Genomic DNA, 17,052 nt, shown 5'->3' with positions numbered 1-17,052 from the left:
GTTAATGTCCTTGATGGTGCTGTAATTGCTGATTTAACCATTGCTGTAGCTCTGGTGTACGTAATGCACCACTTATTCTGGCCAATTCAGTCGTCTTATTCATTAAGACCAAAGTCGGAATACTGCGAACATTAAATGCAGCACTTAAACGTGGATTTGCCTCGGTATCAATCTTGGCAAAAACCACATAGGGATTTTGCTTTGCCACTTGAGCAAAATGAGGTGCCATCATTTTACAAGGCCCACACCATTCCGCCCATAGATCAATCAGCACAGGCAAATCAGTATTACTAATGAAATTACTAAAGTTTTGTTCATTGAGTTCAATTGGCGCTAAAGTTAGCAATGGCTGATGGCATTGCCCACATTTTGGATGAACGGCCAATTTTTCTTCAGGTACACGATTTTTTGCACCACAGGATGCACAGACAATAATCATTTACATCACTCCGATATGTTGATGTAAAAATTCTAATTGGGTTGTGACTGCTTTTTCAAACCATGAACCGTGATAAACCTCAAAATGTTTCATATCCCACTCATGATAGCTTACAAATGGTGCAATATTGGTCGCAGCTTCACGACTGGATGCAATTGGAATCAAAGAATCATGTTTCGCAGCAATAAACAAAACAGGAATATTAATTTTGCGTACAAATTGAATTGGACGATAGCGCATTAAATTAAAAAATACACGTGCAGGAACTTCACCACTCCAATAATAGTCAGGATTTACAATCGAATGATAACCATAATAACTATCGGAGGTCGGTAAAAAGCATAGTTTATGCTGATCTACAACTGGCAAAGTTTTAGGGTCTAAACCCATCTTAGACCCCATGTAATCCTGACTAGAACGCTTTAAAGCCTCTGGATAACGTTGTAATGGGTATAATTTTGCTGTTTCAGCGCCATCTACATAAGGTACCTGTACCATCACGGCCTGAATATTTTTAAGGTCAGTGGCTAAACTAAGCGCATATCCACCGCTTAGAGAAGTTCCCCATAAAATAATACGTCGACTATCAATTAATTTACAATTCGAAGCATATTGAACAATGGTTTTCCAATCATCCAGTTGAGCACTAAGTGAAACCAATTCCCGTGGTTTCCCTGTACTGCCACCCCAATAACGATAGTCAAACAGGATAACGGCATAACCTGCCTGAGCGAAACGTTGTGCATACTGAACCAGTTTGAATTGACGCAAACCCGCAAATCCATGTGCCATAAGAATTACAGCAGGTTTAATATTGGTCTTTGGTAGGTAGAAATCTGCTGCTATGGTTTCTTCGCCACTAGGAACATACAACGGCTCAACTGTATAGGTGTGCATGCGCGCTCCAATGCTTTATCTTATGACTTATCATCATTTATTTGCTACAGACATTTAAACTCAAGATCAAGCTTAATGCTATGATAGAGCATAAAATGTTTTGTTTATTTTTGGAGTGACAAGATGTCAGAAAATGTTGGTTTTGCAGGTCAAATCGGCCCTGAGCATGTAGATCAAGTTGTCGAAAAAGGCTTTAAATCTATTATCAATAATCGTCCAGACATGGAAGGTGGTTCTGAACAACCTACAAGCGCACAGATTGAAGAATCAGCTCGTAACGCTGGCCTAGATTATGTTTACCAACCAGTTGTTGCAGGTCAGATTACAGAGCTGGATGTTCGCACATTTGCAAACCATTATAATGAACTACCAAAGCCAATCCTGATGTTCTGCCGTACTGGCAATCGTTCTAACAACCTATATCAGTTAGCAAAGCAAATGGATTTGTTGGAGGATTAATAAAAAATCTTCAAATAAAAATGGAAGCTCGAAAGCTTCCATTTTTTTCATTCAGGCATTATGGACAAGTGAATGATGTACCATAAGGACTAACTTCATTTGGTGAATATGTACCATCACTAGAATAATCACTTGCTAGTGAAGCTAGACCTAAACTATAAGTCGTACGATTTGGTAATGATGCAACAGTTGCTGATGCTCCTACCTGCACTGTTAACCACTGTGCATAGATTTTTGGATAACGCATGGCAAAGTCAAACTTACCATTAGCATCAGTGGTAAATGTATTTTGCTCAGCACCAGACTGGCTCACAAACGTCACCACTTTCACAGGCGTATTATTCGCTCCCACAGCCGTACCTGCTGGGCTTGCCACACAAGCATGTATACTGTTGGTTGTAGTACTTGCCATATAATCATCCGTTAAATCACTTGGTGTACCATTGTTATTCATTGGTCTACCATTAGCATCCAGATAAATATTAGGAGCTGACAAATTATAATACTCTTGATTACCAAACACCCATTTCTCTGCTGGATCAGAACCAGCTTTCGGAGCCAATGCCCATAAGTTCCGTCCTTTGATATACGTCAGTGGTGTAGAATCTAAAGTGACGACTTGATTAGCTAATGGCTTACCATCAAAATCAACCACACTCACAGACATATTCTTGGTGTAATAAACTCCATCACTTGAAGATGCGACTTCTGTTGGATTGACACCAATTACAATTGAAGCAACAGGTGCTTGTACTGCAGCCTGTACGATATCAATCATTGAGATTTGTGTGGCATCGGCATAGCCTGTTTCATTAAAGCGTGCTGTCAAATGCAAATCATCATTAACGAATTCGGTAGCTGTATAATTTCGGCGTGCATTTTCATCTACCTTGATTTTAAACACAGCCTGACCATTCGCATCAGTGGTTAAACCTGAAGCACCAACAATAACAGCACCATTGCGAGCAAAATCAGTAAGACCTAGCGTAATATATTTTCCAGAAACACCACCACCATTCGTATCAAGTAAAGTCACAGTAACATCTGCTGTGTCATCACGTACACTCATGGTTGGTTTTGCTGCAATACGTAAAGAATATCGAGCAGGTTGTACTGTTGGTGTACCTGAATTATCAACTGTTGCAATACGATAGATCTGGGTAGCTTTTCCACCAATTTCATCCGTATTCGTTGCTGTTAACTCAATACCACTTGCAAGCAACAACTGTTTATCAACCGTTGTTTCATCAATTGCAACAGAGAAGAAAGCATTACCATTTGAATCCGTTTTGACTGCAAGTGGTTCACCACTTGTATTGACTGGACTACTAGAACCAGGATTACCAATAATTAATCCACCTGCATTATTTGCGGCAAGTATGACTTCCTGATTGCGTACAGGTTGATTAGCTCGATCCAACAACGTCACCGTCACAATTGAACGATCACCATTCACATCCATGGCTGACTTACTGACATTACTAAATACAAGATGGTAATTACTGCTGGCTTCATTCACATTAAAGTGAACTGTTTGGGTACGAACAACCCCATTTGGTAAAGTAATTGAAGCACGAACAGTAACACCATTTGCCAATAAGTCCGTATATTGTTTGCCAGTAATTTTAGTTAATTTCAGCGCGACTTTTGCATTACCACTCGCATCTGTTGTAACAACAGATGTTGCCTGACCATTAATCGTGACACCATTTAATGCAGAATCAACAACAGTGAAAGTAACAGGATAATTCTTAACACCAGCCGCAGTATTATCAACTAATTTAGCAAATACTTCAGAAGTATCGCCACTTGCCAATAAATCAGCTTTGGTTTTATCCATTGTTAAATTCATCGCTTCTGTTGGCACAGAAACATTCACTCTACCAACTTGTGTAACAACAGGCTGCGTCGTACTGTTATTATTATAGGTTGAAACAGCATAGGTAATACCTTTTTCAACCAATAGTTGATCAATACTATCACCATTCTCGACTGTCACAGTAAAATAAGCGATACCATTCGCATTGGTTGTCGCGCTAGTCTTATCCACTTTGACTCGTGAACTTAAACCTCCTGCCAAACCAAAATCAATTTCTTTATTTGCTAAAGGATTGCCATTCGCATCTTCAGCCTTAACAGCTAAAATGCTTGTACCACCTAAAACTGAAATTACTGGCTCTGACAATGTTGTGGTTAATGCTACAACATCTTTTGCAACTGGGGCTTTCACCATCACCTGAATGGTTTGACTCAGTACAGAACCATCAGCCTGTACAACAGATGCAGCAAGTGTAATACCATTAGCAACCAAATTTTCAATCATTTGATCATTGCCAGCTTTTACGTTTACTGTAAAGGTTGCATTGCCATTTACATCTGTCTTTTTACTTGCACCACCCACAAAGGTTACACCATTTGCAGTCGCTGCGGCATTTAAACCAAAACCAACCTGTTTATTTTGAAGCGGATTACCATCTTTATCAAAAACTTTTGCTGTAAATGTAAAAGTATCATTATCAGCAGTGACAATACCTTTGGAAGTAATTAATTCCAAACGCTGTGCATCCTTAGCTGCTTCCAAATCATCCGTCACAAACTGCAATACGGTTGTTTGTGTTACCGTTGTACCTGCATCAGTGGTGTAGATTGCTCTTGCTTGAACACCCGCCAATAAGCCTTTAATTTGTTCAGCACTTAAATTTGCTGGAGCTGTATAAGTGATCGTAAAGCTTGCTGAACCGTCAGTGCCAGTTGTTTGAGCTGGGCTAACATTAATTGTCAAACCTGCTGGAACATTACTTAAAACTAATTTAACCAGCTTACCTGCAAGCACTTTACTCTTGCTATTAAAGGCTTTTACTGTAAGAGTTGCAGTATTACTACCTGTTGTTTTAATTGCACCAGTTACATTGTCTAAGGTCAAATAACTTAATTCTGATAATGTTGCCGCAGAACTCACCGTAATTTGTGTCTTTTGCGTTACACTACCTGTGCCGTCACCTTGAATCGCTAATGCACTAATACCAATACCTGATGCCACTAAAGCATCTACCGCTTCTTTTGTCGTAGTTTTTACTTCCAGGACAGCGATTGCCTGACCATTCGCATTGGTTTCAACAACAGTTGATCCACCAATAACACCTTTAAAATTAACACTATTTTTAATGACGTTATTATCAACACTCCAGTTATCAATCGCTAAAGTCACTTGACGGTTTTTAATCAAATTACCATCTTTGTCTTTTAAGGTGACTGTGGTCAAAACTGTTTGAGGTGTGCTGGTATCCATTACCAAGCTAGGTTTTTCAACGACCAAATCCATACGTTGAATATTGACTTGATCAATCGCAAATTGTTGCGTCGTGTTTTGTGTTGTATTAATACCCATATGATTGGTATACGTTGCAATCACTTGAACGCCTGACAATAAGCCCTGGATCTGTTCAGGTGTTAAAACTTTTGCTGCATTATAAGTCACCGTAAATGTTGCTTCACCATTGCCATTTGTTGGTTTGCTTGCCATATCAAGTTTAATATCTAAACCTGTTGGCACATTATTAAGGCCTAACTGAATCGTTTTACCACTTAAAGCTGTACCTGTACTATTAAACGCTTTAACGATAATGGTTGAAGTACCGCCAGTTGTCGCAATCAGTCCAGAACTGTTCACAGTCATATAACCAACTGCTTCAGAGCTAATGCTTACTTTGGTATTTTGTGTAACTGTCCCACTACCATCAGATTGTACTGCGGAAGCAGTGATACCAATTCCCGATGCCATTAAGGCATTCACTGCATTTTCAGTTGTTGGATTGACATTTAAATCAATAATCGCCTGACCGTTGGCATTCGTTGAAACTACAACAAGGCCACCTGTCGCACCTGCGAAGCTCACGCCATTTTGGACAGCTTCTGCATTCAGGGCCAAGGTCACTTGACGGTTTTTAATGGCCTGACCATCGCGATCTTTCAAGGTGACTGTGGTTTTAACGGTTTGTGCCGCTGTGGTATTCACAACCAAGGCTGATTTATCAACCACCAAGTCCATACGCTGGATATTTGCCTGATCAACGTAGAACTGCAACATGGTGCTCTGTGTGATATTTTTGTTGGTGCTGGTGGTATAGACCGCATTGGCTTGAATACCAGCCAGCAATGCCTTGATCTGTTCAGCTGTTAAATTAGTTGGTGCAGTATAAGTCACGATAAACTGTGCTGTACCATCCAGAGCAGTTGTTTGAGTTGCAGTATCAACTTTAACATCCAAACCAACTGGCACGTTATTCAGACTTAACTTAACCGCTTTACCACCTAGTGCCTTACCATCACTATTCAATGTTTTAACAGTAATTGTTGATGTACCACCTGCGGTACCAATCGCATTGTTACTTTCAGTAATTAGGGACGCCACTTCATTTTGAGATGCTTCTGACAAAATATTGACTTTAACATTTTGGGTGATGGTACCACTGCCATCTGCCTGAATGGCTGATGCACCAATACCAATTCCTGATGCAACCAGAGCATCCACTGCCGCTTGAGAGGTTGGATTGATACTTAAAATAATTTCCGCTTGACCATTTGCATCAGTTGAAACCGCAATTAAACCACCAGCAGCAGCAGCGAAGCTCACGCCATTTTGGACAGCTTCTGCATTCAGGGCCAAGGTCACTTGACGGTTTTTAATGGCCTGACCATCGCGATCTTTCAAGGTGACTGTGGTTTTAACGGTTTGTGCCGCTGTGGTATTCATCACTAAAGCTGATTTATCAACCACCAAGTCCATACGTTGAATATTGACTTGATCCGCATAGAACTGGATGACGGTATTTTGTGTAATTGCCTTATTTGCGCTAGTCGTGTAGGTTGCACTTGCCTGAATACCAGCCAGCAACGCCTTGATCTGTTCAGGGGTTAAACTGGTAGAGGCATTATAAGTCACATTAAATTTAGCACTACCTGTTGCATCTGTTGTTTGGCTGGCTTGATCAACTTGAATATTGACACCTGCTGGTACATTATTCAGGCTTAATTTAACCGCTTTACCACTCAGTGCTTTATTGTCTGCACTAAAGGCTTTCACCGTAATAATCGATGAACCACCTGTTGTGGCAATCGTGTTATTACTCTCAGAGGTTAAATAACCCACTTCATTTTGAGATGCCTCAGATAACACATTGATTTTTAAGCTTTGCGTCACTGTGCCTGAACCATCACCTTGTACTGCCGCAGCACGGATACCGATCCCCGAGGCAACAAGCGCATCAACTGCTTTCTGAGTATCTGGATGAACTTCCAGTGTCACCACTGCCTGACCATTGGCATCTGTTGAAACAACAGTTGAACCACCAATCACGCCTTTAAAATTCACACTTGTAAATAGGATGTTGTTATCTGTACCTAGATCATCCAGTGATACTGTCACTTGACGGTTTTTAATCAGATTACCATCTTTATCTTTTAAGGTGACGGTTGTTAATAACTCCTGTGATGTCGTAGTGTTTACGACTAAAGCCAAGCCTTTTTCAACCACCAAGTCCATACGCTGAATATTCACTTGATCAGCATAGAACTGTAGCATAGTACTCTGAGTAGTATTCTTGCCTGCACTATTGGTATACGTTGCAAGGGCTTGAATGCCTGCTAATAATGCCTTGATCTGTTCAGGTGTTAAAACTGTTGGTGCCGTATAGGTCACGTTAAACTGAGCTGTACCATCCGCAGCCGTTGTTTTCGTTGCGGCATCAACCTTAACATCCAGACCTGCTGGGACATTGTTTAGGTTCAATTTAACTGTTTTACCGCCTAAGGCTGTGCCATCACTATTAAAAGCTTTAACGGTAATGGTTGACGTTCCGCCTGTTGTGGCAATTGTACGGTCACTATCACTAGTCAAATATGCAACTTCACCTTGTGTGGCCGCAGATAAAATATTGACTTTAATATTTTGGGTGATGGTACCACTGCCATCCGCCTGAATGGCTGATGCGCCAATACCAATTCCTGATGCAACCAGAGCATCCACTGCCGCTTGAGTTGTTGGTTTGACATTTAAATCAATAATCGCTTGACCATTTGCATCAGTTGAAACCGCAATTAAACCACCAGCAGCAGCAGCGAAGCTCACGCCATTTTGGACAGCTTCTGCATTCAGGGCCAAGGTCACTTGACGGTTTTTAATGGCCTGACCATCGCGATCTTTCAAGGTGACTGTGGTTTTAACGGTTTGTGCCGCTGTGGTATTCACAACCAAGGCTGATTTATCAACCACCAAGTCCATACGCTGGATATTCATCTGATCAACAGCAAATTGTAACATGGTACTTTGAGTAACATTTGTACCTGCATCAGATGTATAAGTAGCAGCTGCTTGAACGCCTGCCAATAAACCTTTGATCTGATCAGCCGTTAAACTTGTTGGCGCAATATAAGTCACGACAAACTGTGCTGTACCATCTGCACCTGTGGTTTTAGTAGCTGCATCAGCCTGAATTTTCAAACCTGCTGGTACATTATTCAGGTTCAATTTAACTGCTTTACCACTTAAAGCTATTCCATTCGCACTGAATGCTTTAACTGTAATCTTGGTTGAACCGCCTGTTGTCGAAATCGTATTATCACTGTCCGTGGTTAAATAACTGACTTCATTTAAAGCTGCCTGAGACAAAATACTAACCTTAGTACTTTGAACAATATTACTGCCATCCGCTTGTAAAGCAGATGCACCAATGCCAAGACCTGAAGCAATTAACGCAGCAACTGCATTACCATCTTTGGGTTGAACCGTTAAATCAACTGTAAATTGACCACTTGCATTGGTCACCACAGTCATTGAACCACCTATTGCGCCATTAATACTCACGCCATTTTGCAAGGCTTCTGGATTAATTGCCACAGTGACTTGACGGTTCTGAATCACATTTCCAGCATCATCTTTTAGCGTTCCAGTTGCTTTGACAGTTTGCGCAACCCCAGCTTTCACAACCAAGACAGGTTGGTCAACAACCAAATCCATGCGCTGAATATTTACTTCTGTTTCAAAATAAGTCAACTTAACTGTTTGTGAAACACTATTTCCATACTTCGCGTCAATCACTAAACCATCTTGTAATAATTTTGCTTGATCTACCTTGGAAAGATTTGTTGGCTCATACACTACTGTAAATTTCACTTCACCAGCAGCATTTGTGGTCAGTACAGCCCCTTCCTTAATACGAATTCCTTTCGATTGCGATAAGCTTAATGCAATATCTTTATTCGTAAGCGCAATACCACTACTATTATACGCCTTAACTGTCACTATTCTTTCAGCATTGTTGGCAACATTAATTGCATCAAGTTGCTCAATCGCTAAATAAGCAACATCAACAGTTCCCTGATTTGAAGCCACAACCATGACTTTTGCTGTTTGCGAAACATTTGTATTATCTACAGATGCAGTAACTAACAAGCCAGCATCGACTAAAGCCTTTACTGCATCTGTATTAGGCGCAGCCAACTGTACTGTAAACTTCGCCTCACCATTAACAGTGAGTTCTGTTGGTTTAACAAGTTTTACTCCATTATTTTTTGCCACATCAGAAAGCGTTAAATTAATTTTACGTCCATTAATTGGCTGACCATTCTCATCAATCGCTTTGACTGAAACTTCAAACATATCATTTGAAGCAACCACAACGCCTTTACCTAAAGAAATAGCAAGTTGTTTTACCTCAACATTATCACTTTGCTCATAATAACGCACATAGGAAGTTTGAGTGATTGCAGCGCCAGTTGTTGGTTGATATTTTGCAGTAAGTAAAACCCCTTTTGTCTTAAGCTCATTTAATACAGCAGAATCTAAAGTACGGCCATCATATTCAACAATGAAAGCTGCCTCACCTTGAGCATTAGTTTTCGCTTTAGAACCATTTTTAATTGTTAAGCCATAAGCCTGAGCCTGATCAATATTTAGTGTAATATCCTGATCTGTAAGTACACCACCATTTTGATCGACAGCTCGAACGGTAACTGTTGTCTGCCCGCCTTTTACATTAATCATTGAATTTGGATTAATACTTAAATAACTCACATCAACCGCTTGTAATGGTGCGGCCTCGACCATAATTTGTGTGTTTTGCTTAACAGTTGAACCATCTGCCAGCGTCGTACTCACAGCAACTGCAATACCTGATTTTACTAAATTATCAATAGATTGCTGATTAAAGGCATCTACATTTAAAGTAAATATTGCATAACCACTAGCATCTGTTTGTTTAACTACTGCTTTATCACCACCGACTGATACACCATTCTCGGTAACCGCTGGAGCTAAACCAAGTGTGATTGATTTATTTGCAACAAAACTACCATCAGCACTGATAGCACGTACTTTCACCTGAACAGTATCATTTTTTGCTGAAACAACACCTTTCGTTGGAGTCAACTCTATACGTTGTACATCTTTTTCCAATACTGCATTTTTATTAGTAAAATTAATTCGGGTGGTTTGGGTTAATGTATTACTATTAACGGTGTTATAACTTGCAACAACAGTTACACCATTTGCAAGTAAATTATTCAGTTCATTAGCAGAAACACTAGCCTTATTGAATTTTAAAGTAAAAGCCGCCTGACCATTTGCATCAGTTGTTATTTTAGAACCATTTGTAATCGTCAGCCCATTATTTTGACTGTTTGGCACAGTTAAATTAATTTGTTTATTTGCAACAGTTCCACCTTTTGCATCTTTAGCAGTGACTGTAACAGTTGCTTCACCATTATCGACATCAATTGTATTTGAACCAATCGCCATCAAATAAGATACATCTTCCGTTGCTACAGAAACAACGGTTATCTTACTGACCTGAGATGAAACAGTACCATCCGCTGAAGTTGCTGTAATATTGATCCCATTATTCACCAACAATTGACCAGTTGGATTTAAACTATTTGCTTCAGTTTTAATTGTAAAAATAGCCTTACCATTTTCATCTGTTTTTACAGTGGCATTCGCTAATTTTGCTCCATATTCAACGGCTGCATCATCCAGCTTTAAAGTAATATCCTTACCTGCAACAACCAAGCCCTCAGGGTTTTTTGCAATAACCTCTACGTTAATTGTACCACCAATCGCATCTATCTTATTATTTGCTGAGGTAGACAATGTCAAACTGCTCATTGTATTCTTAACTGAAATGACTTGAGCTGTAGAAATTTGGGTTTTAATAGCTCCAGATTGTTCTGTCAAAGTCGCTTCAAGTGCAATACCTGATGCAATTAATGCTGCTCGATCAGCTTCTTTACCTTTTGGTAGTACTAGAGTGAATACAACATAGCCTTCATTATCAGTTACTGCACTAGAGGCACCTTTAATTGTTACATTATTATTCTTAAAATCTTTTACCGTAAGCGATACATTCTCATTTGGAACACCACCACCATTATTGTCTAACACACGAACACGTACAGCCCCTTCACTACCAGATACTTGTAAAGGTGTAATATCATCAAACTTTAGTTCATATTGACTCTGAACAACTGTTCCAGCACCTGTAACCGTTGCTTTACTTTGATTTTGAATTTTTGTACCCACAATTGTAGTGGTAAATAGTAACTCCGTCAGCGCTTTATTTGAACCATCAAGGGTAACTGTAAATTTAACTGTACCATCATCACCTGTTGTTTTTGTAGAAGCATCACTTGTAGCTCCATTAGTAGCACTATCTTTAATATTTAAATTAATTTCTTTTCCTGAAACCCCTCCACCGTCTTTGTCTACTGCTTTTGCAATAATTTCAACGGTATCTCCTGTAGCTTTTAAAGTACTTTTACTTAATTGAATTGTAACTCCTGCAACTTCTTTTACAGTGCCTGAATCATTAGGATTATTTGTGTTTGTATTAGAGTTTGTATCCCCATAATACCCACCACCACCACCACAGGCAGCAAGAGCAAGGGAAGTTGTTAATACCGTAGTATTTACCCCAATTTTCTTTAAATTTTTCAAATATGCCATATCAGTAATATCCATCTTATTTAATATAATAGTCTTACAATAGAATTAAGACTTTTGTACAAAAATTTACTCGAAATAATATATTTTATCAATTCGTAATACCACTTTTATCGTCAAAAAAGTGAACTATTTGGCAAAAAAATATTTAAATTTTTTTGTTACTTATAATGCAAAAATATTGTTCAATAAATACCAAGACAAGGAAACTGTGATTTTATAATTCTCATTCCTACTTGATTTTGAGATAAATACTTGAGTTAAAATAGAAATAAAAAACCTCCCAACATTGGTTGGGAGGTTTAGTATTTAAAAGCTGGCGATGACTTACTCTCACATGGCAAACGCCACACTACCATCAGCGCGAAGAGGTTTCACTTCTGAGTTCGGGAAGGGATCAGGTGGTTCACTCTTGCTATTGTCGCCAGCAAACTGTTGTGGTGTTTTGGGGTCTTATTGATCATGTTGTGTTTTCACTTCATGTCTGCCTTACTTACGAACCAAAGAGTTATTAACGGATTAGATATTGAGTCTAACTTTGTGTTCAGCATTTTAACTAGTTTTTACACTAAATCAAGTTATGTATTGAACTTATCTTGAATACAACAACTGTTTGGGTGTTGTATAGTCAAGCCTCACGAGCAATTAGTATTGGTCAGCTTCACACGTCACCGTGCTTCCACACCCAACCTATCAACGTCCTGGTCTCGAACGGCTCTTTAGAGGAATAAATTCCTAGGGAAATCTTATCTTGAGGTAGGCTTCCCGCTTAGATGCTTTCAGCGGTTATCCCTTCCGAACATAGCTACCCGGCGATGCGACTGGCGTCACAACCGGTACACCAGAGGTTCGTCCACTCTGGTCCTCTCGTACTAGGAGCAGATCCTCTCAAATTTCCAGCGCCCACGGTAGATAGGGACCGAACTGTCTCACGACGTTCTAAACCCAGCTCGCGTACCTCTTTAAATGGCGAACAGCCATACCCTTGGGACCTGCTTCAGCCCCAGGATGAGATGAGCCGACATCGAGGTGCCAAACACCGCCGTCGATATGAACTCTTGGGCGGTATCAGCCTGTTATCCCCAGAGTACCTTTTATCCGTTGAGCGATGGCCCTTCCATACAGAACCACCGGATCACTAAGACCTACTTTCGTACCTGCTCGACTTGTGGGTCTCGCAGTTAAGCGCGCTTTTGCCTTTATACTCTACGCGTGATTTCCGACCACGCTGAGCGCACCTTCGTACTCCTCCGTTACTCTTTAGGAGGAGACCGCCCCAGTCAAACTACCCACCAGACATGGTCCTCGCCCCGGATTACGGGGCAGAGTTAGAACCTCAACATTACCAGGGTGGTATTTCAAGGACGGCTCCATTGGAACTAGCGTTCCAACTTCAAAGCCTCCCACCTATCCTACACAAGTAAGGTCAAAGTTCAATGTCAAGCTGCAGTAAAGGTTCACGGGGTCTTTCCGTCTAGCCGCGGGTACACTGCATCTTCACAGCGATTTCGATTTCACTGAGCCTCTGCTGGAGACAGCGCCGCCATCATTATGCCATTCGTGCAGGTCGGAACTTACCCGACAAGGAATTTCGCTACCTTAGGACCGTTATAGTTACGGCCGCCGTTTACTGGGGCTTCGATCAAGAGCTTCGCTTACGCTAACCCCATCAATTAACCTTCCAGCACCGGGCAGGCATCACACCCTATACGTCCACTTTCGTGTTTGCAGAGTGCTATGTTTTTAATAAACAGTTGCAGCGGCCTGGTTTCTGCGGCTGCCAACCGCTCAGGGAGCAAGTCCCATCACCGTCAGCAGCGTACCTTCTCCCGAAGTTACGGTACCATTTTGCCTAGTTCCTTCAGCAGAGTTCTCTCAAGCGCTTTGGTCTACTCGACCTGACCACCTGTGTCGGTTTCGGGTACGATTCCTGTGTAACTGAAGCTTAGAGACTTTTCCTGGAAGCATGGTATCAGCCACTTCACTGTACAAGTACAGCTTGCTATCGACTCTCAGCATAGAGTACCCCGGATTTGCCTAAGATACATGCCTACTGTCTTCCACCTGGACAACCAACGCCAGGCTGACTTAACCTTCTCCGTCCTCTCATCGCATTACACAGAAGTATTGGAATATTAACCAATTTCCCATCGACTACGCCTCTCGGCCTCGCCTTAGGGGTCGACTCACCCAGCCCCGATTAACGTTGGACTGGAACCCTTGGTCTTTCAGCGAACGGGTTTTTCACCCGTTTTGTCGTTACTCACGTCAGCATTCGCACTTCTGATACCTCCAGCAGACTTCTCAATACACCTTCATCGGCTTACAGAACGCTCCCCTACCACGTAACTTAAAAGTTACATCCGCAGCTTCGGCACATAGTTTTAGCCCCGTTACATCTTCCGCGCAGGCCGACTCGACTAGTGAGCTATTACGCTTTCTTTAAAGGGTGGCTGCTTCTAAGCCAACCTCCTAGCTGTCTATGCCTTCCCACATCGTTTCCCACTTAACTATGATTTTGGGGCCTTAGCTGGCGGTCTGGATTGTTTTCCTCTTGACTACGGACGTTAGCACCCGCAGTCTGTCTCCCGGATAGTACTCATTGGTATTCGGAGTTTGCATCGGTTTGGTAAGTCGGGATGACCCCCTAGCCGAAACAGTGCTCTACCCCCAATGGTATTCGTCCGAGGCGCTACCTAAATAGCTTTCGGGGAGAACCAGCTATCACCAGGCTTGATTAGCCTTTCACCCCTATCCACAAGTCATCCCCTGGCTTTTCAACGACAGTGGGTTCGGTCCTCCAGTTAGTGTTACCCAACCTTCAACCTGCTCATGGATAGATCGCCTGGTTTCGGGTCTATACCCAGCAACTAAACGCCCTATTAAGACTCGATTTCTCTACGGCTCCCCTATTCGGTTAACCTCGCTACTGAATATAAGTCGCTGACCCATTATACAAAAGGTACGCAGTCACCGAACATGTCGGCTCCCACTGCTTGTATGCATGCGGTTTCAGGATCTATTTCACTCCCCTCACAGGGGTTCTTTTCGCCTTTCCCTCACGGTACTGGTTCACTATCGGTCAGTCAGGAGTATTTAGCCTTGGAGGATGGTCCCCCCATATTCAGACAAGGTTTCACGTGCCTCGCCCTACTCGTCATCATTATGTGTGCCCTTTCGTGTACGGGAATATCACCCTCTACGTTCGCACTTCCCAGAGCGTTCCACTAAAACACACATAACTTAATGGGCTACTCCCCGTTCGCTCGCCGCTACTAAGGGAATCTCAATTGATTTCTTTTCCTAAGGGTACTGAGATGTTTCACTTCCCCTCGTTCGCCTTGCAACACTATGTATTCATGTTGCAATACCTACCTTATGGTAAGTGGGTTCCCCCATTCAGATATCTCCGGATCACAGGATATTTGCCGCCTCCCCGGAGCTTTTCGCAGGCTATCACGTCTTTCTTCGCCTCTGACTGCCAAGGCATCCACCACATGCACTTAATTACTTGACTATACAACCCCAAACAGTCGTTAACACATACAAGTGAGTGTTATCGTTGCAAACTTAATTGCTACTGGTTTGTTGTCTGTGAATTTAATCACCATACAGCTTCAATCTAAATTCATATACCAAAACGCTTGATTCAGTGTTTTTGCTAGTTCTCATTTCTAACAACTCAGCTTAAAGAATTAATTCTTCTTGCTTTGTTATTGAATGAGTGAACAATTTATTTCAGACTCAATTTTCTAATCTGTTAATGATTAACTACAGCCTCGTCAGCTTGCAGTAAACTGTGATAAATCACAGAAGTTAATAAATCTAAATCAATCTCTTGATTCACCTTATTTATTAAGTTCTATAATTTAAAAATATCTTTCACTACCATATTAGATCAGATACTACGCGCAGCATAGCTGCTTGTCTTGCGCTTCGGCAAAGCGTTGCTTTGCTGATCGAAGCTCTGGTGGAGACTAGGAGAGTCGAACTCCTGACCTCCTGCGTGCAAAGCAGGCGCTCTACCAACTAAGCTAAGTCCCCAGCTTACAATCATAATGAACGATATATCTTCTCATCTAGTAGCTTGTGATTATTCATCACTTCGTCAGTAGTGGTGGGTCTGACAAGACTTGAACTTGTGACCCCACGCTTATCAAGCGTGTGCTCTAACCAACTGAGCTACAGACCCTGAGAAATAAAAGAAGAGATCGTTGATCTCTTCTTTTATTTCGCAAGACAAGCGCAGCGCGTAGTGCACGACTTATCTCTAAAATTAAAAAAGAGAAACAATACTTTTTCTATCTTTCATTCGATATATCTCGAAGAACAACTTGTTGTGGATTCTTACCGATCGTCAATCTTTCGTTAAGGAGGTGATCCAGCCGCAGGTTCCCCTACGGCTACCTTGTTACGACTTCACCCCAGTCATCGGCCACACCGTGGTAAGCGTCCTCCCTAAGGTTAGACTACCTACTTCTGGTGCAACAAACTCCCATGGTGTGACGGGCGGTGTGTACAAGGCCCGGGAACGTATTCACCGCGGCATTCTGATCCGCGATTACTAGCGATTCCGACTTCATGGAGTCGAGTTGCAGACTCCAATCCGGACTACGATCGGCTTTTTGAGATTAGCATCCTATCGCTAGGTAGCAACCCTTTGTACCGACCATTGTAGCACGTGTGTAGCCCTGGCCGTAAGGGCCATGATGACTTGACGTCGTCCCCGCCTTCCTCCAGTTTGTCACTGGCAGTATCCTTAAAGTTCCCATCCGAAATGCTGGCAAGTAAGGAAAAGGGTTGCGCTCGTTGCGGGACTTAACCCAACATCTCACGACACGAGCTGACGACAGCCATGCAGCACCTGTATGTAGATTCCCGAAGGCACCAATCCATCTCTGGAAAGTTTCTACTATGTCAAGGCCAGGTAAGGTTCTTCGCGTTGCATCGAATTAAACCACATGCTCCACCGCTTGTGCGGGCCCCCGTCAATTCATTTGAGTTTTAGTCTTGCGACCGTACTCCCCAGGCGGTCTACTTATCGCGTTAGCTGCGCCACTAAAGCCTCAAAGGCCCCAACGGCTAGTAGACATCGTTTACGGCATGGACTACCAGGGTATCTAATCCTGTTTGCTCCCCATGCTTTCGTACCTCAGCGTCAGTATTAGGCCAGATGGCTGCCTTCGCCATCGGTATTCCTCCAGATCTCTACGCATTTCACCGCTACACCTGGAATTCTACCATCCTCTCCCATACTCTAGCT

General features: G+C 42.0%; 4 protein-coding genes, 2 tRNA genes and 3 rRNA genes. 1 reads left to right on the top strand and 8 read right to left on the bottom strand.

The genetic code is table 11. The annotated features are described in order from the left end of the window. Nucleotide 1: 1 nt before the first annotated feature. Both trxC and F967_RS03265 read right to left on the bottom strand, forming a co-directional pair. On the bottom strand, nucleotides 2-439 hold the full coding sequence (gene trxC / locus F967_RS03270) for a thioredoxin TrxC (RefSeq protein ID WP_004798183.1): 438 nt from the start codon (nucleotides 437-439) through the stop codon (nucleotides 2-4). Beyond that, nucleotides 440-1,336: an alpha/beta hydrolase gene (locus tag F967_RS03265; RefSeq protein ID WP_004678462.1), complete on the bottom strand. Its 897-nt coding sequence runs from the start codon at nucleotides 1,334-1,336 to the stop codon at nucleotides 440-442. Nucleotides 1,337-1,459: 123 nt separating this feature from the next. Between F967_RS03265 and F967_RS03260 the strand changes: the two genes are divergently transcribed. Then, nucleotides 1,460-1,795 (top strand): protein tyrosine phosphatase family protein, encoded by a 336-nt coding sequence (locus tag F967_RS03260; RefSeq protein ID WP_004681826.1) that lies wholly within the window; start codon nucleotides 1,460-1,462, stop codon nucleotides 1,793-1,795. 58 nt (nucleotides 1,796-1,853) lie between these two features. Here the strand turns inward: F967_RS03260 and F967_RS03255 are convergent, their stop codons facing one another. The 6 genes from F967_RS03255 to F967_RS03230 form a co-directional block, all read right to left on the bottom strand. Further along, nucleotides 1,854-11,792, bottom strand: coding sequence for a hypothetical protein (locus F967_RS03255; RefSeq protein ID WP_004798181.1), 9,939 nt, complete (start codon nucleotides 11,790-11,792; stop codon nucleotides 1,854-1,856). A gap of 311 nt (nucleotides 11,793-12,103) precedes the next feature. Beyond that, a 5S ribosomal RNA gene (gene rrf, locus F967_RS03250) occupies nucleotides 12,104-12,218 on the bottom strand. Between the two features lie 195 nt (nucleotides 12,219-12,413). Next, a 23S ribosomal RNA gene (locus tag F967_RS03245) occupies nucleotides 12,414-15,306 on the bottom strand. Between the two features lie 451 nt (nucleotides 15,307-15,757). After that, a tRNA-Ala gene (locus F967_RS03240) sits at nucleotides 15,758-15,833 on the bottom strand. A 71-nt stretch (nucleotides 15,834-15,904) separates the two neighbouring features. After that, a tRNA-Ile gene (locus tag F967_RS03235) sits at nucleotides 15,905-15,981 on the bottom strand. A 177-nt stretch (nucleotides 15,982-16,158) separates the two neighbouring features. Continuing rightward, nucleotides 16,159-17,052, bottom strand: a 16S ribosomal RNA gene (locus tag F967_RS03230); the annotation flags it as partial.

Origin of the sequence: Acinetobacter sp. CIP 102637, assembly GCF_000368425.1 — a bacterium.
GTDB lineage: Bacteria > Pseudomonadota > Gammaproteobacteria > Pseudomonadales > Moraxellaceae > Acinetobacter > Acinetobacter parvus.
The sequence above is the reverse complement of the archived record's forward strand: the minus strand, read 5'-3'. Positions and strand labels throughout refer to the sequence as shown.